17 protein-coding genes are annotated in these 17404 nt (G+C 55.3%); 4 read left to right on the top strand and 13 right to left on the bottom strand.

All coding sequences use genetic code 11. From position 1 onward, the window contains the following. Positions 1-54 precede the first annotated feature (54 nt). Positions 55-1197, bottom strand: coding sequence for a TRAP transporter substrate-binding protein (locus tag Q0835_RS11850; protein WP_298813073.1), 1143 nt, complete (start codon positions 1195-1197; stop codon positions 55-57). A 32-nt stretch (positions 1198-1229) separates the two neighbouring features. Beyond that, complete coding sequence (locus Q0835_RS11855; protein WP_298813072.1) at positions 1230-1409, bottom strand: hypothetical protein; 180 nt, start codon at positions 1407-1409, stop codon at positions 1230-1232. 157 nt (positions 1410-1566) lie between these two features. Here Q0835_RS11855 and Q0835_RS11860 point away from each other — a divergent pair, with 157 nt between their 5' ends. Next, the gene (locus Q0835_RS11860; protein WP_298961358.1) at positions 1567-2586 is read left to right on the top strand and encodes a LacI family DNA-binding transcriptional regulator; all 1020 of its coding nucleotides are present in this window, start codon (positions 1567-1569) and stop codon (positions 2584-2586) included. Positions 2587-2630: 44 nt separating this feature from the next. Here the strand turns inward: Q0835_RS11860 and Q0835_RS11865 are convergent, their stop codons facing one another. The 7 genes from Q0835_RS11865 to Q0835_RS11895 form a co-directional block, all read right to left on the bottom strand. Beyond that, positions 2631-5546, bottom strand: a complete 2916-nt coding sequence (locus Q0835_RS11865) for an EAL domain-containing protein (protein WP_298961361.1) — start codon at positions 5544-5546, stop codon at positions 2631-2633. 260 nt (positions 5547-5806) lie between these two features. Then, on the bottom strand, positions 5807-6280 hold the full coding sequence (gene rraA, locus Q0835_RS11870; protein WP_298961363.1) for a ribonuclease E activity regulator RraA: 474 nt from the start codon (positions 6278-6280) through the stop codon (positions 5807-5809). Between the two features lie 6 nt (positions 6281-6286). After that, on the bottom strand, positions 6287-6928 hold the full coding sequence (otnC, locus tag Q0835_RS11875; protein WP_298813065.1) for a 3-oxo-tetronate 4-phosphate decarboxylase: 642 nt from the start codon (positions 6926-6928) through the stop codon (positions 6287-6289). Beyond that, complete coding sequence (gene otnK, locus Q0835_RS11880) at positions 6925-8211, bottom strand: 3-oxo-tetronate kinase (protein WP_298813062.1); 1287 nt, start codon at positions 8209-8211, stop codon at positions 6925-6927. The genes otnC and otnK overlap by 4 nt, the downstream gene beginning before the upstream one ends. Continuing rightward, positions 8205-8897, bottom strand: coding sequence for an aspartate/glutamate racemase family protein (locus tag Q0835_RS11885; RefSeq protein WP_298813060.1), 693 nt, complete (start codon positions 8895-8897; stop codon positions 8205-8207). Before Q0835_RS11885 ends, otnK begins: the two co-directional genes overlap by 7 nt. Before the next feature lie 74 nt (positions 8898-8971). Beyond that, complete coding sequence (locus Q0835_RS11890) at positions 8972-10057, bottom strand: isocitrate/isopropylmalate dehydrogenase family protein (protein WP_298813057.1); 1086 nt, start codon at positions 10055-10057, stop codon at positions 8972-8974. 86 nt (positions 10058-10143) lie between these two features. Beyond that, entirely contained in the window at positions 10144-11037 is an 894-nt protein-coding gene (locus tag Q0835_RS11895; protein WP_298961366.1) for a GntR family transcriptional regulator, read from the bottom strand. A 172-nt stretch (positions 11038-11209) separates the two neighbouring features. Here Q0835_RS11895 and Q0835_RS11900 point away from each other — a divergent pair, with 172 nt between their 5' ends. The 3 genes from Q0835_RS11900 (at position 11210) to Q0835_RS11910 (ending at position 14344) form a co-directional block, all read left to right on the top strand. Next, complete coding sequence (locus tag Q0835_RS11900; protein ID WP_298813050.1) at positions 11210-12172, top strand: tripartite tricarboxylate transporter substrate binding protein; 963 nt, start codon at positions 11210-11212, stop codon at positions 12170-12172. 75 nt (positions 12173-12247) lie between these two features. Beyond that, a complete protein-coding gene (locus Q0835_RS11905) occupies positions 12248-12775 on the top strand; it encodes a tripartite tricarboxylate transporter TctB family protein (RefSeq protein ID WP_298813048.1) in 528 nt (175 codons plus the stop codon). A gap of 30 nt (positions 12776-12805) precedes the next feature. Continuing rightward, positions 12806-14344: a tripartite tricarboxylate transporter permease gene (locus Q0835_RS11910; RefSeq protein ID WP_298961368.1), complete on the top strand. Its 1539-nt coding sequence runs from the start codon at positions 12806-12808 to the stop codon at positions 14342-14344. Positions 14345-14407: 63 nt separating this feature from the next. On the opposite strand, the gene Q0835_RS11915 is transcribed toward Q0835_RS11910, so the two are convergent. The 4 genes from Q0835_RS11915 to Q0835_RS11930 are packed head-to-tail and all read right to left on the bottom strand — an operon-like array spanning position 14408 to position 17398. After that, complete coding sequence (locus tag Q0835_RS11915) at positions 14408-14974, bottom strand: TetR/AcrR family transcriptional regulator (protein WP_298961371.1); 567 nt, start codon at positions 14972-14974, stop codon at positions 14408-14410. Continuing rightward, on the bottom strand, positions 14971-16044 hold the full coding sequence (locus Q0835_RS11920) for an FAD-dependent oxidoreductase (protein WP_298961373.1): 1074 nt from the start codon (positions 16042-16044) through the stop codon (positions 14971-14973). The genes Q0835_RS11915 and Q0835_RS11920 overlap by 4 nt, the downstream gene beginning before the upstream one ends. Then, entirely contained in the window at positions 16044-16727 is a 684-nt protein-coding gene (locus Q0835_RS11925) for an SDR family NAD(P)-dependent oxidoreductase (protein ID WP_298961375.1), read from the bottom strand. Before Q0835_RS11925 ends, Q0835_RS11920 begins: the two co-directional genes overlap by 1 nt. Next, positions 16724-17398, bottom strand: coding sequence for a cupin domain-containing protein (locus Q0835_RS11930; RefSeq protein ID WP_298961378.1), 675 nt, complete (start codon positions 17396-17398; stop codon positions 16724-16726). The genes Q0835_RS11925 and Q0835_RS11930 overlap by 4 nt, the downstream gene beginning before the upstream one ends. Positions 17399-17404: the final 6 nt, after the last annotated feature.

Genomic DNA, 17404 nt, shown 5'->3' on the forward strand with positions numbered 1-17404 from the left:
TGAACAGGAAACGGGGGCCGATGCCGATAGGCGCCGGCCCTAAGGAGCGACGCCTTAAGCGTCGTGGACGTAGTAACGGCCCATTGTGTTTGCGGCTTCTTCCAGACGGCCAAACGCTTCCATGGAACCGGCCAGTTCGACCTTGAACTGATCCCATTCTTCGCGCTGATAACCGCCGGCTTCTTTCCATTCTCCAAGCTGATCTTCGCTCAGCGAATGGAATTCCACGCCGGACTTCACCAGTTCGGACATGGCGTAGGAACGGGCAGCCGGCACCTTGGCAAGGTTCTGCTGAGCCGTAATCTCACCGGCGAATTCGATGCCTTCCTGAACGTCTGCCGGCAGCGAATTGAACCACTCCAGGTTCATCGAATAGACTTGGCTGTCCGGAACGGCCTGGGTGAAGGTCACATGGCTCAAAATGTCCTTGAAGCCGAATACATAAAGTGCACCGACCGACGGATCCAGGGCATCGGCAACACCTTGCTTGATCGCTGAGGGTGTTTCACCCCAGGCCACAGGCGTCGGGTTGGCGCCGACCATGCGATAGTATTGCTGAAGCATGGCGGAACCCGGCACGCGGAACTTCACGCCGGACAGATCACCAGGAGTGATAACCTTGTTTCCACCTTTGCGGATTGCAACGACACGCGGATCGATCACCACGTAAAAGAGAGCCTTGAAACCCGAAGCCTCAATCTTCGGATGGACTTCCGTTTTCCATGCATCGGATGTGACAAGATTGGTGAAGCGCTGGTTCGAACCGCAGAAATACGGCATGTTGATCAGGTCAACTGCAGATGCGAACGGAGCGAAGTTCGAGAGCGAGTGCTGAGCTGCCTGGATCGTGCCACCCTGAACGGCCTGGGCCAAGGCGCCGCCGGCACCAAGCTGCCCGCCCGGAGCCAGTTTGACATACACCTTGCCGTTGGTTGCGTTCTGGATGTTTTCCTTCAAGTCCAGCTGCATGATGGGGTAGCTGCGTGACGCACCGAGCAGATAGGCGGTCGCAAGCGTCATGATATGGTCAGCTGCTTTCTCGCGAGCAGATTCCTCCTGCGCGGTCTGCGCGACTGCTTCATCTGACCACAGCGTACCGGCAGCACCTGCAACGACAGCTGCGGTGAAGCCTCCCGCGCTGGCCAGCTTCAAAAAATTACGACGCTCGCGCGAGGCGAGATCTTCGGTCTTCTTCATGAATTCCTCCCTAAAACTCTATTCCGATCAAGCTATTTGCCGGCTCGCTTTATTGCTTCCTTTTTGAGGATGGTTGCCGTGAAGGCTATTGAGACTGCAAAGAGCAGGATCATTTCGCCGACATTCCCGAAAAACGGCGTTCCACCAAAAGAACCGATCGAAACGTTGATCACAAAAACGGCAAACAGGACTGCTGCCACAATCAAGTACATGATCACCTCCCAACGATGAGTTCACCCGGCTGAGGAAAAATGTAAGCGCTTACATTTTTCATTGCAAGCAGAAAAGTTATTTTATTGGAGAGCCAAGAGTTGTAAGCAAACTCTTGGCTTCAGTGCCTTCTGCGGCACCGGCTCACGGAAATGATCGATGGACGAGACGAAGAATACCCCGACCGGCCAGGTTCCCACGCTTGCCGATGTTGCCCGAACGGCAGGTGTATCGACTGCTACAGTGTCGCGCTGTCTCAATCTGCCCGATCAGGTCACCGAGAAGACGATGCGCCGGGTGATGGAAGCCGTTGACCGGCTGGGATATTCGCCAAATTACAGCGCACGTGCTCTTGCTGCCAACAGAACCAACACCATCGGCGCAATCATTCCCACAATGGAAAATGCGATATTTGCGCGCGGGCTGCAGGCGTTCCAGGAAGAACTCCATCAGAGCGGCTGCACATTGCTGGTCGCCAGTTCGTCCTATGAGGAAGATCTGGAAGAGGAGCAAATCAAAACCTTGACCGCGCGGGGGGCAGACGCGCTTCTGTTGATCGGATATCACCGCAAACCGCGGGTCTACGAGTTTTTGGAAAAACGAAAGATACCTACTCTTGTCGCCTGGGCCTTTGATCCGGAAGTTTCCAGGTTAGCGGTCGGCTTCAACAACCGGGCAGCAATGCACGAGCTTGCTGACCTCGTCATGGGTGCAGGCCACAAGAGGATCGGATGTATTTCTGCCGACACGGTTTCCAATGACAGAGCAAGGGAACGTGCCCAGGGCATTCGGGATTCCATGAGTGCTGCAGGGCTGGACCCCAAGATGCTGCAGATGGTCGAAACGGCGTACTCCATCGAAAATGGCGAGATGGCGTTTCACGAACTCATGGCACACGCAGAGCCTCCCACTGTTGTCATGTGCGGCAATGATGTTCTGGCCGTCGGCGCTTTGCGGGCGGCAGCGGCGATGAACCTCAGGGTTCCGGAAGACGTTGCGATCACGGGGTTCGACGACATCGAGCTGGCAAGCGTTGCGCCGGTGCCGCTGACGACCGTTCATGTGCCTCATCGGCGTATGGGACAGTTCGCGGCACAGGCCCTGTTGGACGAGTTGAATGGCAAGAAGCCGGACAGCATTGAATTGCCAACCGCGATCTACCGGCGCAGCAGTTTCTGAGGCTGACGGTGATTGGTTGAATTCGACTTGCCGGGCCGGTTGATCTAACCGCCGCAAAGCACCCCAGACTTCAGATTGAAGAATTTCAGCAAATCCGGATAGGGCATCGGCCTGGCAAAGTGATACCCCTGCAGCCGATCGCAGCCGAGCTTGGCAAGTATTTCGGCTTGCTCGCCTGTTTCAATGCCTTCCGCAGTGACACCCATTTCAAGTGAGTGGCCAATTTCAATAATGGACCTGAGAAGACGAAGGCCACCGCTGCCACCAGCCGCCAAGGCGGTGAGGCGCCGGTCGATCTTTACACGATCCGGATTGATCCGCTGCAGGGCGACGACAGAGGCACGGCCGCTACCGAAGTCGTCGACTTCGATTGCGATCCCGAGATCCCGCAGCTGATCCAGACGGCACAGGAAGTCGTCCTGCTGTTCCTCCAGGAAGATGGTTTCCAGGAGCTCAAAGCTTATCTGACCGGAATAAGTCTGCACGTGCTGCCGGATGGCATCGATTTCGTTGTGGTTGACGCGGTTTTCGCTGACATTAAATGACAATGACGGCGGATTGGACATAAGTCCGAATGCCTGTTGGCACTCGCCAATTGCTTGTTCAAATATCAGACGATCTATGTCTCCAGCGACATTGAGATCGGTCGCGATAGAGAGAAAAGCTCCTGGTGCAAGAATGCCTTTTTCAGGGTGACGCCAGCGCGCCAGCACCTCGATACCGACAGTCTGGCCAGACTTGGCATCCACTTGTGGCTGATAGAATGGTTCGAATTCCAGTTGTTCGATGGCACGAAGCACATCATCTGCCACTTCCTTGGTGCGCCGCACTTCTTCCAGGTCAGACTTGTCAAATATCCCCAATTGGCCACGTCCGCGCCGTTTGGCCTTGTAAAGTGCGACATCTGAATTGGTCAAAAGCTGGTCAACATGGGCCAGCGGTGTCCGGGCCAGGCCAATAGAAGCGCCAAACCTGCATTCCTTGCCTTCAAAAAGTGTCGGGCGGGAGAGTTCCTGCAACAGGATCTTTGCAAGTGTTTCCGGCCGATCGTTATTTTTGGGCACATAAATCAGGACAACAAATTCATCGCCGCCGATGCGTGCAACGACATCTGTGCTGCCGACATTGCGGCGAATGCGTTCGGAGATGTCCAGCAACACCTGGTCGCCGGCGGCGTGACCCATTGTATCGTTGATGTGCTTGAACCGGTCGAGATCGATATGAAGAGCGGCGATTTCGCCACCCTTCTTGCTTCTCAGGCTGACGAGTTCGTCAAACTTGAAGGAAAGGTAGCGTCGATTGCCAAGACCGGTCAGGTCGTCATGCAAGGCCTTGTAGGTGATTTCCTGGTTCGCCTTTTCAAGCCGCTTGGAGTACTGCTCGAGTGCCCTGCGCTGACGCACAACTTCGGTGATGTTCAATCGCAGAACAACATATTCGCCCTTTTCGGTTCGTGATCTGACCATGCGATGGTGCTGGTCATCCGCAAATTCGAAATCCTCAATGCCCGGCGCAAGAAGATCAGGTGAATAATAGTCTTCAACCCATTCTTCTTCTCGCCCGACCGCGGCCGGGATGAACCCTTCCATGGCGGCGTTTCGAAGCAGCACTTTCAGGTTGGTGCCCGAAGCCAGACTTTCAGGTGACTTCGTCATGGAGCGCGCATAGGCCGGGTTCCAGATCACCAGATTGAGGTCGGCATCATAGATGGCAAAGGGGTCCGGGTAGGCCTTGATCGCGGATATCAAACGGTCCTGCGTGTCTTCCAGCGCCCGCCGCTGACGGACCAGCTCAGTGGTGTCCAAACGCAAAATGACGAGGTCGCCATTTTCAGCACGGGATCTCAGCAATCTATGGTGAACGTCGTCCGGCAGCACGAGGTCCTGTACCGGTTTGTCGACATCGGTCTGCTGGTGTGCATCGGACATCCATTCTTCTTCGCGGCCAATGGCGTCGGCAATCTTTCCGGCTCGAATAGCAATCCGGGCAACGGTCGTGCGGTGCATGCCGAACTTCAATTCGTCGGGGTTGTTTGACATCGACGCACGATAGGCGTCGTTGCAGACGACCAGACAGTCGTTGGAATCATAAATCACAAACGGCGATGGATAGGCGTTAAGGGCTGCCAGCAGTCGTTCCTGTGCTGCCTCGGCGGTTCGTTTTTGCCGGACGAGCTCGGTCGAATTCAGCCGAATGATCACGTAGTCGCCGTTGGATGACCGGGACCTCAGAAGACGATGATGAACATCGCCTTTCAATTCGACATCTTCAAATTCCTTGTCCAGGGTTTCAGAAGACAAAATGCGATTGACCCATTCATCCTCCCGGCCAACCGCCTCCGGGTAACGTCCGTATTTGATGGCAAGTCGCAGCACATCCCTCAGGTGCGTTCCGGCAACGAGTTCATTGGGGTCGTCCGTGATGGACGCTGCATAGCCATCGTTCCAATACACCAGGCTGAGATCGGCATCATAAATAACGATAGGATCCGGATAGGCGTTCAACGCGGATACGAGGCGTTGCTGCTCTTTGATTGCACGATCCCGTTCCATCTGAATTTGATCTGCGAGACCTGCAGCACTTCTTTCTTCCGCCAGAGGCCTGAAGGTCGCGCACACATGCCACGCGCCAGTACTGGCAACTTCTTTTAAAAAGAAGGAGATGCTCACCCAGGTGCCGGTGTTGTCGGAACGAAGGAGCTTTGCCTTCAACAAAAATTTTTGGTGACCCTTCTCAAGGGCTCGAGCGGCACTGTTTTGAATGCTGGTTTGCGGGCAGTCGCCAAGAAGTTCATCCATTGGCATGTTGAGCAGGTCTTCCTGCGCATGACCGCTCAATTCCGAAAAGGCGCTGTTTGCATAAATCAAGCGCGGTGGGGGTGCACCTGAAGCAATGAGCCCAACAGCGATCGCATCGTCTGTCAGGTCCATAAAACTACTTTTAAGCGCCTCGATACTCATACAGGCCTCGTTACCCAGTATTTGACCGTAATACACCTGGGTTAGGCAAACATAAACAAACAACAATAATGGAAAGTATCGTAGATGTTGGTTTGATATCGAGGAAAGGCACAGTTTTTATTGCAGTTTTAAATTGGCTGTACAGAGCTGTGCAACCATTGTCTCTGCGTCAATTGGAAACGGGGATTGGGACAGGAATAGCTGAGCGACTGGTCACCCGACTTACTTGCAAGCTCTCATTTTTACAGGAGGCAGCGCTGTCAGGTCAGGCGTCTATCGCTTAAAAGAACGCCGTCCGCGTCGGCATAAATCCAATTGCCGGGCCGCATTCCAACACCGCCAAAATGAATGTCTTGCCCAGCTTTGCCCCAGCCGTCTTTCGCGCTTTTGATTGGTGAGGTGGCGAGCGCAAAAACCAGAATATCCATCTGATCGATTTCGACGCTATCTCGTATGGCGGCGTTCAGCACGAGCCCCGTCCAGCCGTTTTTAAGAGCGAGGTCGGCAAGCATGTCGCCCAACAGGGCAACGCGCGTCGAGCCGCCGCCGTCAACGACAAGCACCCGTCCATCGCCAGGAGTTTCCAACTCCTTGCGGACGGCCATATTGTCCTCAAAACACTTGACCGTCTGGATGGGGCCCGTGAAATGGGTGCGCCTGCCAAAGGTTCTGAAAGGTAGGTGAACAAGCGAGAGAACATCCGCGTGAGTATCGATCAGGTCAGCGGTTTTCATGGGGCCTCACATACTGCCGAATTTTAGGCGAAGCGCTGCAACGTCGTCTTCTTGCAGCGTCCTGGGTTGTGTATCCCCCAAAGCACAAACCAATTTGGCCGTCTCTTCAAGTTCTTCTGCGGCGCAAACCGCTGAAAAAAGGTCCTTTCCTGAAACGACCGGACCATGATTTGCAAGCAGGACCGCGCTGCATGCTCCATTCAGGCTGCGTATCAGGTCGCCAGAGGCAGGATCACCCGGCATGACGTAGGGCAGCTGCCTCACAGTCCCTACCCGCATGACCACATATGGAGTAAGGGGAGGTATGCAGTCCGAGGGGTCGGTGTCCTGCCTGCAGGATAGCACCGTTGCCCACGTGGAATGAAGGTGCACCACTGCCTGAGCCTCAGGCCTTGTTTCATAGAAAGCCTGATGCAGAAAAACTTCCTTGCTTGGCTTGTCACCGGCAACATGCTGACCTGATGGGTCGAGTTTTGAAATGCGCCCTGGTTCAATGTCGCCAAGCCTTGAATTTGTCGGCGTAATCAGGATTCCATCCGGCAGAAGCGCGGACACATTGCCCGCTGTTCCGACGCTGAAACCGCGTTGGAACAAGGAGCGACAAAGGTCGGTCATCTGAACGCGTAGCGCTTCTTCTGAAGGGCTCATGCTGCCACCTTCATCATGTCCAGCGCCTTCTTGAAGAAATCGCGCGCACCGAAATTACCCGACTTCAAGGCAAGACAAATGGGCGGTGAGGTTTCGAGGTGCAGGATGGGAACCCCGGGATCAATCTCAATACCAATGCGCATCGCTTCCTCGGAGCCGTGGTGGCAAACGGCCTTCGCGACAGCGCCGGATGTTTCGCCTCCCGCAACAACGATCCGGGTGAAACCGGCATCGACCAACTTCCTTGCGGTTTCGGCAAAGAGCTGTTCCAGGGCTTCTGCTACCCGTGTGGAGCCGTAGTCGTTCTGAATTTGTGCAACAGCTTCCGGAGTGCCTGAGGAAAAAACAAGCGGTGCGTCTTTCCGGTGTCTTTTGAAGAATTGAATGAGCGCTTCACTATCCAGCGAACCGTCCAGGACAGAGGGTGCATCGATTCCAAATACAGGATGATTTTTGGAATGTGCCTCAATTTGCTGGCGTGTTGCTCCGGAACAAGAGCCAGCAAGAATTGCGCCGTCGCCCATATTGGGGCTGCTTGCGGATTTGGCCGGCTCAGGTGCGCCATTTTTGAAGAAATTTCGCGGCAATCCCATCGCGATGCCGGATCCACCAGTCAGCAGCTTGGCTCCCTCAGATGCGGTTCCCAAGGCGATCAGATCGTTATCGGAAATTGCGTCCGCGACCAGGAAAGATCTCTCAGTTGCTTGAGTGTCTGCCGAAACATCGCTTGGCGTAAACCGTCCTGTGCGCTGCTGAGCCAAAGACAGGTGAGAAACGCGCCACGTCGTCTGGTTTTGCAGCCACCGGCGAATGTCAGGGTCAGTCATCGGGGTAAGTGGATGATGTTGCATCCCGCTTTCGCTCAGCAGCGTGTCATGAACAAAAAGGTGTCCCTGATAGACAGTGCGGCCAGCGCCTGGAAAGGCGGGGCAGACAATGACGTTAGTCTCGTCCAGTGCAAGCGCCAACGCTTCGGCCACAGGTCCGATATTTCCCGCAGGGGTGGAGTCGAATGTGGAGCAATATTTGAAGATGATTTGCGAGCAGCCCTGGCTTTGCAGCCATTGAAGCGCGGCAAGGCTTTCCGAAACGGCTTCATCGACCGGTGATGTCCGGCTTTTTAGCGCGATGACGCCTGCCTGAATGCCGCTGTTGGCAGATTTGGAAGGAACACCGCAATACTGGGCTGTGCGCAATCCGCCTTCCGGAGCGATGCCTTTGGAGAGCGTGTTGGCGATGTCGCTGGCACCGGTGAAATCGTCTGCAATTGCGCCAATCAGCATGACTGTGCCGCCTTCTGCTGTAAGATCTCTACGCGGTTCCGCAGATCCGTCAGCGCAGCTTCCGGGCTGGTGAGCACAGGAGTTTTTGTGGTTTGGTGCATTCCTTCTGCGGCACTTGCCATTGAGAACTGCGCAAGAAGGATGACGTCAAAACCACTGAGCCGTCTGCCACATTCGCGGATCAATCGATCATGTTCTGCAACATCTCCGGATTGTTTCGCATCCAACGCGTTTGCGCAAAACACACTTGTGAGCGATGCAGTCGAGCCAAACTCTTTCGCTAATCGCCCAAATTCAGCTTCCATGCCGCTAACTGCTGGTTCAAATGTGTAAATCATGGCAATGCGCGCTCCGCCGGAAAGGGCGTTTCGAAACATTGCTTCGTTCGGTTTCAAGACAGGCAGCGGTGCGCGCTGTGCAACTTCTTCGATCGCGTCGCCAAAGGATGAGCAAGTGAAGAGAATGCCGTCGACATTCAAAGTGCATGCATAGTCCGTGAGGTCTGCGATTCTTGAATGAAGCGTTTCAGTAAGGTTTCCAGCCTTTTTCAGGTCACTCTCGAGACTATCGTCAAGGAGGGAAACTGTTCTTACTTCAGGCCATATGCGCTTCGCCGTGACTTCAATCGGATCGATGGCGAGACGTGTTGCGTGAATGAAGGCGATTTTGGATCTCTCGGTGACCATTTCCATCTCCGTTGGGGCGGCGGTCTTTCGCGCGACCGCCGCCCTGTTGCAGGCACATCATCTTGGGAGGATGATCAGGCTGCGAGACTGAGGTCAGAGACGGTTGCCGCTACCAACCGGCCGAAGACGTCGGTATCGACTGAACCACCGATATCCCGAGTGCGGTTCTGAGGTTCGTCGATCACGCGGTCTACTGCCTCTGAAATTGCAGCACCTGCCTCCATCAGCTTTGAGACACCGCGCTGTTCTCCGAGCCAATTCAGCATCATGGCTGCAGAGAGGATCAGCGAGGTCGGGTTCGCGACATTCTTTCCAGCGATATCAGGTGCTGAACCATGTTGGGCCTGCGCACAACAAAGTCCTGTTTCAGCGTTGGCGTTGATCGAGCCCGCCAAGCCAAGTGATCCTGAAAGCTCAGATGCGAGGTCGGAGAGGATGTCTCCGTAGAAGTTTGTCGCAACGACGACATCATAGTTTTGTGGTTGCCTGACAAGCAGGGCGGCAAAGGCGTCGACGATCAGTTCTTCGGTCTGGACGCCCGGAAACTCCTTGGACACTTCCCGGAAACATTCCAGAAAAAGGCCGTCTGTCATCAGGAAGGAATTGGCTTTGTGGATTGCCGCGACTTTCTTGTCACGTTGCATTGCAAGCTTGAATGCCTCGCGGCAGATCCTCAGCGAGCCCTTTCGTGTTATCTTCCGAATTGACAGGGCCATATCGGGATCCGGCATCATTTCGCCGACGCCCTTGTACATGTTGCGATCGGGGTAAAAACCCTCCGTCGCCTCCCGCATGATGACAAGATCCATACCGGGCGCCTTGTTGGGCAGAAAGTCCCTCGAGCGGGCCGGGCGCACATTGGCATAAAGGTCCAGCCCGATCCTGAAACCAGCAGAGACGTTGCGACCGCCTTCAGCAACTGGCGGGTAGTCCATATGGGACTGAGTGCCGAGGATAACGCCATCAAACTGTGTGCGCGCACGAACCAGGACCTCTTCGCGCAACGTGGTGCCATGAGCCTTCAGGCTGTCGAAACCCGAAGCTTCTTCATGGAATGAAATGCCAAGATCAAATTTCTGGTTTGCTGCGCTGACCACGTCGAGCGTGGCTCCCATTATTTCCGGGCCGATCCCGTCACAGGGCAAAACCATCAAACGCATGTCTTTCCTCCAATCAGGCAGGTTCAAGTTCTGTCTGATTGGCTTTTATAGATATAAAATGCAAAAATGCAATCCGGAAAGTGACTCTAACTTTTGGTTCTGAGCAATTCCGACTTTCCTTTAAGTGCGCCGCCGAGGTGGTGGCGCATGGCGTAGGACGCTTCCGCAATCTCTGCACGTTCCAGATGGCCGATGATTTCCAAGTGTCCATTGGTCTGTTCGACAAAGCGATCCCGGCTGACCACAGCCTTGTACTCCAGCAAACGGCGCATTTGGTTCACGCGCACAAGGGCCATGTGAAAATGCGGATTGCCGGAGAACTTGATCAGCTCCTCGTGAAAACGTGCACCTACGGACAAAAGGTGCTCAACGCTGTTGTTCTCAATCTCGTGGTCAAGCAGTCGTTGTTGTTCGTCCTTGAGCGATGTGAGTATCTTCCAGTCAACGCTATAGTCCGGGTCGAGCATTGCCGCAGGCTCGATTACCATCCGAAAATGATAAATCTTATCAAAAGCTTCTGGGGTTTTGGCAACATCCAGAAATCGCCAGCCATATCCGGGTTTTCGTTCGACCCAACCCTCGCGCACAGCGCGGACCAATATGTCCTGGAGGCGCCCTCGAGAAAGGTCATATTTTTCACGAAGGTATTGTTCTGTCACCTCTTCCGGCAACCGATCCGTTCGCCAATCCTCGGCGATGCGCAAGTAGACGGACGAGTCGTCCGGTGCCATCGCTTTCAGGATGTCCGCGGAGGCGGGCTCTGGCTCAGTTTCCGAAACAAAATAGCCGCGATTGGTGCGTTTTTCGACAAGACCGGCCTTTTCCAGCATTTCCAGCGCTTCGCGAACTGGTGAGCGGGACACGCCGAATTCGTCAGCGACATTCTGTGCGCTGATATGTGCGCCTGCTGCAAGAGACCTGGACGTTATCTTCTGAGAAAGCCCATGAGCCACTTTTGCGGCTAGTTGGTTGGTTTTCATCGCGTTCTTCTAATTCGGCCGCTAAGGCGTTTGGTCTTTTTCATGCCTGAAATAAAGCCATAAAACCAAACTCAACGCAATGATTGGTTTTTTTTTGATTGACATCCAATCTTAACTCCTTTTTATTGCACGTATTCAGCAAAAAATGCAAATTGATCAAAGGGAGGAAACCATGATCATGCGTTCCACGATTGCTGCCGCTGCGACTGCGGCCATTGTTGCTGCTTCGGGAGTGCCGGTATTCGCATCGGACTATCCGCAAGAGCGTTTGACCTACACAGTTGCGTTCGGACCGGGAGGCGGCAACGACCGCATGTCCCGCACCATTGTCGACATCTTGAACAAGTACGACCTTTACCCGAATGACATCGTGGTGGAGAACCGCGAAGGCGGGAGCGGTGCGGTTGGCTTCAGCTACGTGAAGCGGCAGGCCGGCAATCCCTATTCCGCGACATCCACCAGCGGAAACTTTCTCGGCACGCCTTTGGTCGCCGATACCGACTGGACCTACAAGGACTTCACACCTGTCGGGCTTCTTGCGAGCGATGCAATGTTCCTGGTTGTGCGCAGCGATTCCGACTTCAAGACAATCGACGATGTTGTTAAGGCGGCTAAGGAAGGCCGTTTCACTATTGCCGGCAGCGGCTCTGCAGGTCCCGAGCGCGTGACCGCCAGCCTTTTTGCCAATGCCGCCAACATTGAATACGAATATGTGCCGATCGGATCCGGAGGTGAGCTGGTAACGGCATTGACCTCGGGCAGTGTCGACGCGGTCGTTGCCAATCCGTCGGAAGTTGCCGGGCAGATTGATGCGGGGACGTTCGCAGCACTCGCATTTTCAGATTCCGCGCGCAGCACGAACCACCCCGATATCCCGACGTTCAGGGAACTAGGCTATGATTTCGATTTCTCGCTGCCTCGCGGCGTGGTGCTGGCGCCCGATCTCGACCCTGCTGTCCAGGAATGGTGGGTTGCTGCTCTGAAAGAGGCGGTATCAAAGCCGGAATGGCAGGACTATCTGGTGAAGAACGGTATGTCCGGCAATCCGATTTGGGGTGCGGACTTCGGAACTTATCTCGAAGCGACCAGCGCCAAATATGAAGCCGTCCTGAAGGAAATCGGCGCGATCAACTGATCTGTGCATCCAGCGCGCATGGGCCGGGCGTATTGGCCTGCCCATGCGTCCTTCAAGTGTGAGCGAGAAATCAAGATGAAGAAGTGGTTTGCCGGGGGACTGCTTTTGGTCGCCGTGGGTTACACGATTTACGGCGGATCGACCCTGATGCTCTATACCCAGTCAGGTCGTCCTGCGGCGGGGTTCTTCCCCCTCATGATCGGCCTCTTGCTGATCGTGTCCTGTTCGGTGAACCTTTGGTTTGATGTCCGGGAATGGCTCCAGGAACGCGCATCTGGAAGCGGCCATGCGCACCAGCCGGAACCTGCTGCGGAAGGCACGGCAGAAGCCTTGGGTCTTGACACCCACACTATCGACGGCGGGCAGGAACACGCCCGCGATGTTGTGATCGTTTTTGCCTATATCTGCGGCTTCGTGGCTGCTCTCAAGGTCGTCGGTGCCCTTTTGGCGATGATTGCCTTCATGCTGGTTTTTCTCTTCACATTCGATCGATCCAGGCCAGTCACCAACATCATCTACAGTCTTGCATTGCCAGGTTTCCTGTACTGGCTTTTCAAGATCCTTCTGAATGCCTCTCTGCCTCTGAGCCCGCTGGGCTTTTGATCCAGACACGCCGTCAATCGAGTGCGATCCATGTTCAGCGAAGTCATCTCCAACCTCTCTCTCGGCCTCAGTATCGCAGCTTCACCTGAGGGGCTGTTGTTTCTTCTGCTTGGCGCTTTTGTCGGCATGATCGTCGGTCTGTTCCCTGGCTTCGGCCCGGCCGCCGGTATTGCCGTGCTTCTGCCGCTTACCTTTGGTCTCGATCCGACCACGGCCATCATCATGCTCGCCGGAATTTATTATGGCTCGATGTATGGCGGGACAATCACGTCGATCCTGATCAATACGCCCGGAGAATCAGCGACTGTCGCTTCGACACTGGACGGCTATCCACTGGCGCAAAAAGGGCGCGCCGGCCCAGCCCTTGTGATGCAGGCGATTGCCTCCTTCTTCGGAGGCACCATCGGTGTCTTGCTGATAACCGCACTTGCGCCGTCGCTGGCAAACTTCGCCTCCAAATTCGGTCCGTCGGAATACTTCCTGATCATTGCAATCGGACTTCTCATGCTGACGACCATGATGGGCGACAACAAGTTCAAAGGGTTCATTTCCGCTTTGATCGGTTTTGCGGTTGGCAGTGTTGGTGTCGATGTGATGAGTGGTCAGCAACGGTTCACATTCGGCTCGCCGGAATTGATCGGCGGTGTCTATTTCGTCGCCGTCGCAATTGGTCTCTTTGGCATCGGGGAACTCTTGCACTGCATCTTGAATGGCCAGCATCGTCAGCCGGCTGAAAAGCTGCGCATCAGCTTCCGTGACAAGGAATTCTGGCCGACACGCAAGGATTTTGCGGAATCGAAATTCACGTTTCTTCGCGGTTCAGCCATTGGGTTTCTGGCTGGTGTGCTGCCGGGATCAGGCGCGACACTCGGGTCTATCATCGGCTACTCGGTAGAAAAGAAAGTTGCCAAAGACCCCGAGAATTTCGGCAGGGGCGAAATGCGCGGATTGGTAGCGCCCGAAGCGGCCAACAACGCCGCTTCAGCCGGTGCCATGGTTCCTTTGCTGTCGCTTGGTATTCCCGGGTCCGGTGCCACAGCGGTTTTGCTCGGGGCCTTCATGATGTGGGGGCTGCAGCCCGGGCCGCTGCTGATTGTCAATGATCCGGAGTTTGTCTGGGGTCTGATTGCCAGTATGTATCTCGGCAACATGATCCTGATCGCTCTGAGCATCTTTGCGATCCCGCTGTTCGTGAAGTTTCTGGATATCCCATACCTTCACGTTGTTCCCGTTATCGTGCTTTTGTGTGTGATCGGTGCTTTTGCGATAAATGCAAGTATTGTGGAGACATGGATACTTGTTGTCAGCGGTGCTGTCGGATTTGCCATGAAAAAGTTCGGCTATTCGCCAGCCGCAACAGTTTTGGCTCTGGTTCTGGGATCCATGGCTGAAGAGACGTTTCTTCAGTCATACATCATTTCACAAGGCACGTTGAGTGTGTTCTGGGAGCGTCCCGTATCGCTGATTCTGAGCATTATTCTGCTGTGTGTCGTGCTTGCTCCGTTTGGCTTAAAACTGGCTCAGCGCGTTTTCGGAAAAACAGAAAAGCATCTGGCTCATCAGAAATAGACTGTTGTGAGCATCGGCCCGCTGTTCAGGTGTGTCCTGACAATTCGGGTTTCGCTGATTGCCTCAGGTCAATCGTCCCAGCAAAAGGGCAAGGGCATTGTCGAAGACGGCGGGCTCTTCTTGCGCTCGCGCGCTGAGCTGAGCGCCCTCCATCAGCGACAACGCTGCCTGGGCCTCCTTGGGCGGGTCTTGAACACTGGAGATCGAACCATCAGCGCGACCTTTTTCAAAGATCCGGGTCAGCACGCTGATTACCATTTTTCTGAAACTCGTTATCTCGTCGATTGCTGCCGGTGAAAGGCTTTCCCGGCTGCCGATGAAGGCAACGCACAGGCACAGACTGTCGCCCTCGCTCATCGCTAGCCGGTAGATCTCTATAATTTGGGATAGTTGTTCTGCGGCTGTCCGTGACGACCGCTCGATCTCTTCACAAGCAGATTGCAGCGCTTCGCGGTAGCGCTTCATCAGGGCTGCGGACAACTCAGCCTTGGTTGCAAAGTGGTAGTGAATGCTTGCTTTGCGGATGCCGACATCCTCAGACAGATCAGCATAACTGAACCCGTCAAATCCGCGGCTTCTGACGGCTCGCTCTGCCGCATCCAACAGTGCCGTTTTGGTATCCTTTGTCATGCATCCACCTGTGCTTCCCGCAGGATTTTATGCACCACATTCTTGGAGGCTTCCAGAGCTCCTTCCAGATAGCCCCCAAATTGGCTCGCAACTTCCGTGCCCCCGAAAAGGAGACGGTCGTCCCAAAGATCAGTCATTGCTTCAGGCAAGCCGTAGCGGGGGTGTGAGTATTGCGGTTGAAGGTCCAGTGCAGTCGCTGTCAAAGGGTCAAAAGCCCAGTCCTTGATCAGAAGCGTCTTCGGTGCGGCGGCATCAGGCCCAAACAGTCGGACGAGCTGAGCGATCACCGCCTTGCGCAAAAGCTTCTCGTCTCTCCTGTCGTCGGGGGCTACACCGATAAATCCGAAAAGCGCATAAGGGCCGCGTTCCTCAGGGGAGGCGTCATGAACTTCCACCATCGGGCCCAGTCGGCTCATGGCGTCGCCGGAAAGTCCTGACTTTCGCCAAAAAGGATCATCGTAAACGGCGACAGCTTTTGCTTGACCAGCCATCCATGTTGCGATGCCGGACATGGCAGAAACGGCAGCTTCCGGAAGAGGTGGGGTGAACGCGATCTGCTCGGCCGCGAGCCGTGGAGGCAGGGCAAGAACAACGCGTCTTGCCATCAGGCTCTCGCCGTTTTGTGTGATCGCCAGAATATGGTCCGCTCTTGCGTCAAGCGCGACCACCTTGGTCGCAAGCCGCAGGAGGTTCTCCGGCAAAAGGCTTTGAAGTGCCGAAATCAGGCTGCTAAGGCCACCCTTCAGCCGATAGGAGCCTTGCATGGACGCGAAGCCCTGACCCCTTTGAACGCTGCCACGTTCGTCCTCGAAGGTCAGGTCGCCATCGGCATATTGCTCGAATTTTTCCAGTCCGAGCTTGTCGATGAGGGCAGCGATGCGCGGTTGGCCGGGCCAGAACCAGGCAGGACCGAGATCAAAGCGCTCACGATCGACCGCGTCAGACCGGATCCGGCCACCAAACCGGGTTCTGGCGTCCAGCACAAGATAGGTTTGGCCCTTTGCTTCAAGGCTTGCTGCAAGGCTGAGGCCTGCGAGGCCGCCGCCTATGATGAGCGTATCCGTCAACATCAAAAGCCCTCGGTGGCAGGTCTGAGGTCCAGTTCATGTGTCCAGGTGGATTTGGGTTGATGCGCAAGCTGCCAATAGGTTTCGGCAATATCGGCAGGCCGGATCATTTTTGCTGGATCAAGGTCGTGCAGTGAGCGCGACCGTTGCGTGTCTATGATGCCGTCCAAAATAACATGGGAGACATGAATTCCGGCAGGCTGAAACTCGCGTGCCAGCGATTGGGTCAGACCCCTCAGGGCAAATTTTGCAGAGGCAAACGCCGAAAAGCGTGCACCGCCCCGAAGTGAGGCCGTTGCGCCGGATACGAGAAAAGCGCCTCCACCAGCCGCTACCATTGGCTGGATCACCGACTGGGCGAGCAGCACCGCGCTCAGAAACATTGATGCCCAGGTGCTCTGGTACTCCTGAAGAGAGGTTTCCAAAAAGGGTGAGATGACGAGTTCGGCGGTGTTGTGGATCACCACTTTGGGCGCTCCGTGCTCATTCATGAGGCCCGCAATGGTCTCTGGTACGGCAGTTTCATCCGCCAGGTCGAGCTTTTGAAAGCGACCGGAAACCGCATCGGGTTTGGTTCTGCCAAAGCCGACAACCTGGTATCCGCCGTCCTCAAAGCGCGCAGCAAGTGCCTGGCCAAGGCCAGCGCCTGCACCCGCGACAATGGCAAGGGGCTTCTCGGAGCTCATTTTAAAACCTCCGGTGCCTTGGCATAGGGCAGGTGTCCGGTTTTCATCCAGACCTGTGCGCCCTCATTGGCCGCATCGAGCGTCAAACTGTCCCCGGCTGGAAGGCGTAGCCAGGATCCCTTTCGCAGGACCTCATCGCCACATTTGCCGCTGCCGGAAATGACCAGCAGTTCAATGCCGCCCGTGTCATCAACGAATAGGGTTGCACCTGGGTCGATCCGATGAAACGTGACCGTTTCACGCTCGTCCTGGTGAAGCAACGCCGTTGCGACGCCGTCTTCCGTTTCACCCAGGCCGTCCGCCATGTTCTTGCGGAACTGGTTACGGTCTTCCATGTCGAATTGCCACAACTTCACAAAGATCGTGCAGCCGTCGTCAGATCCGGGTGTATGCGCCGAAGTTGGCGGATTTCGCACGTAAGTGCCTTCCGGAAAATCTCCGTGTTCGTCTTGAAAGACACCATCAAGCACGATGAATTCCTCACCACCTGTGTGCGTGTGGGCGGAAAACTTGCTGCCCGGGGCATAGCGAACGATTGTCGTCGCACGGGCGACTTCTCCACCAATTCGGTCGAGCATGCGCCGGTCGACACCTTTCATCGGAGAGGCCTGCCATTCCAGTTCCTCGGAATGAACAACAACGCGTTCCGAAAAATCAGCATTCAGTTCCATGCCGGG

Origin of the sequence: uncultured Roseibium sp. (assembly GCF_947499295.1) — a bacterium.
In the GTDB taxonomy this organism is placed as follows: domain Bacteria; phylum Pseudomonadota; class Alphaproteobacteria; order Rhizobiales; family Stappiaceae; genus Roseibium.

What these genes read in the sequence shown, in the direction of transcription:
- Q0835_RS11850 (WP_298813073.1), bottom strand. Translation starts at nt 1,197, where the DNA reads ATGAAGAAGACCGAAGATCTCGCCTCGCGCGAGCGTCGTAATTTTTTG.
- Q0835_RS11855 (WP_298813072.1), bottom strand. Translation starts at nt 1,409, where the DNA reads ATGTACTTGATTGTGGCAGCAGTCCTGTTTGCCGTTTTTGTGATCAAC.
- Q0835_RS11860 (WP_298961358.1), top strand. Translation starts at nt 1,567, where the DNA reads ATGGACGAGACGAAGAATACCCCGACCGGCCAGGTTCCCACGCTTGCC.
- Q0835_RS11865 (WP_298961361.1), bottom strand. Translation starts at nt 5,546, where the DNA reads ATGAGTATCGAGGCGCTTAAAAGTAGTTTTATGGACCTGACAGACGAT.
- rraA (WP_298961363.1), bottom strand. Translation starts at nt 6,280, where the DNA reads ATGAAAACCGCTGACCTGATCGATACTCACGCGGATGTTCTCTCGCTT.
- otnC (WP_298813065.1), bottom strand. Translation starts at nt 6,928, where the DNA reads ATGAGCCCTTCAGAAGAAGCGCTACGCGTTCAGATGACCGACCTTTGT.
- otnK (WP_298813062.1), bottom strand. Translation starts at nt 8,211, where the DNA reads ATGCTGATTGGCGCAATTGCAGACGATTTCACCGGTGCCAGCGACATC.
- Q0835_RS11885 (WP_298813060.1), bottom strand. Translation starts at nt 8,897, where the DNA reads ATGGTCACCGAGAGATCCAAAATCGCCTTCATTCACGCAACACGTCTC.
- Q0835_RS11890 (WP_298813057.1), bottom strand. Translation starts at nt 10,057, where the DNA reads ATGCGTTTGATGGTTTTGCCCTGTGACGGGATCGGCCCGGAAATAATG.
- Q0835_RS11895 (WP_298961366.1), bottom strand. Translation starts at nt 11,037, where the DNA reads ATGAAAACCAACCAACTAGCCGCAAAAGTGGCTCATGGGCTTTCTCAG.
- Q0835_RS11900 (WP_298813050.1), top strand. Translation starts at nt 11,210, where the DNA reads ATGATCATGCGTTCCACGATTGCTGCCGCTGCGACTGCGGCCATTGTT.
- Q0835_RS11905 (WP_298813048.1), top strand. Translation starts at nt 12,248, where the DNA reads ATGAAGAAGTGGTTTGCCGGGGGACTGCTTTTGGTCGCCGTGGGTTAC.
- Q0835_RS11910 (WP_298961368.1), top strand. Translation starts at nt 12,806, where the DNA reads ATGTTCAGCGAAGTCATCTCCAACCTCTCTCTCGGCCTCAGTATCGCA.
- Q0835_RS11915 (WP_298961371.1), bottom strand. Translation starts at nt 14,974, where the DNA reads ATGACAAAGGATACCAAAACGGCACTGTTGGATGCGGCAGAGCGAGCC.
- Q0835_RS11920 (WP_298961373.1), bottom strand. Translation starts at nt 16,044, where the DNA reads ATGTTGACGGATACGCTCATCATAGGCGGCGGCCTCGCAGGCCTCAGC.
- Q0835_RS11925 (WP_298961375.1), bottom strand. Translation starts at nt 16,727, where the DNA reads ATGAGCTCCGAGAAGCCCCTTGCCATTGTCGCGGGTGCAGGCGCTGGC.
- Q0835_RS11930 (WP_298961378.1), bottom strand. Translation starts at nt 17,398, where the DNA reads ATGGAACTGAATGCTGATTTTTCGGAACGCGTTGTTGTTCATTCCGAG.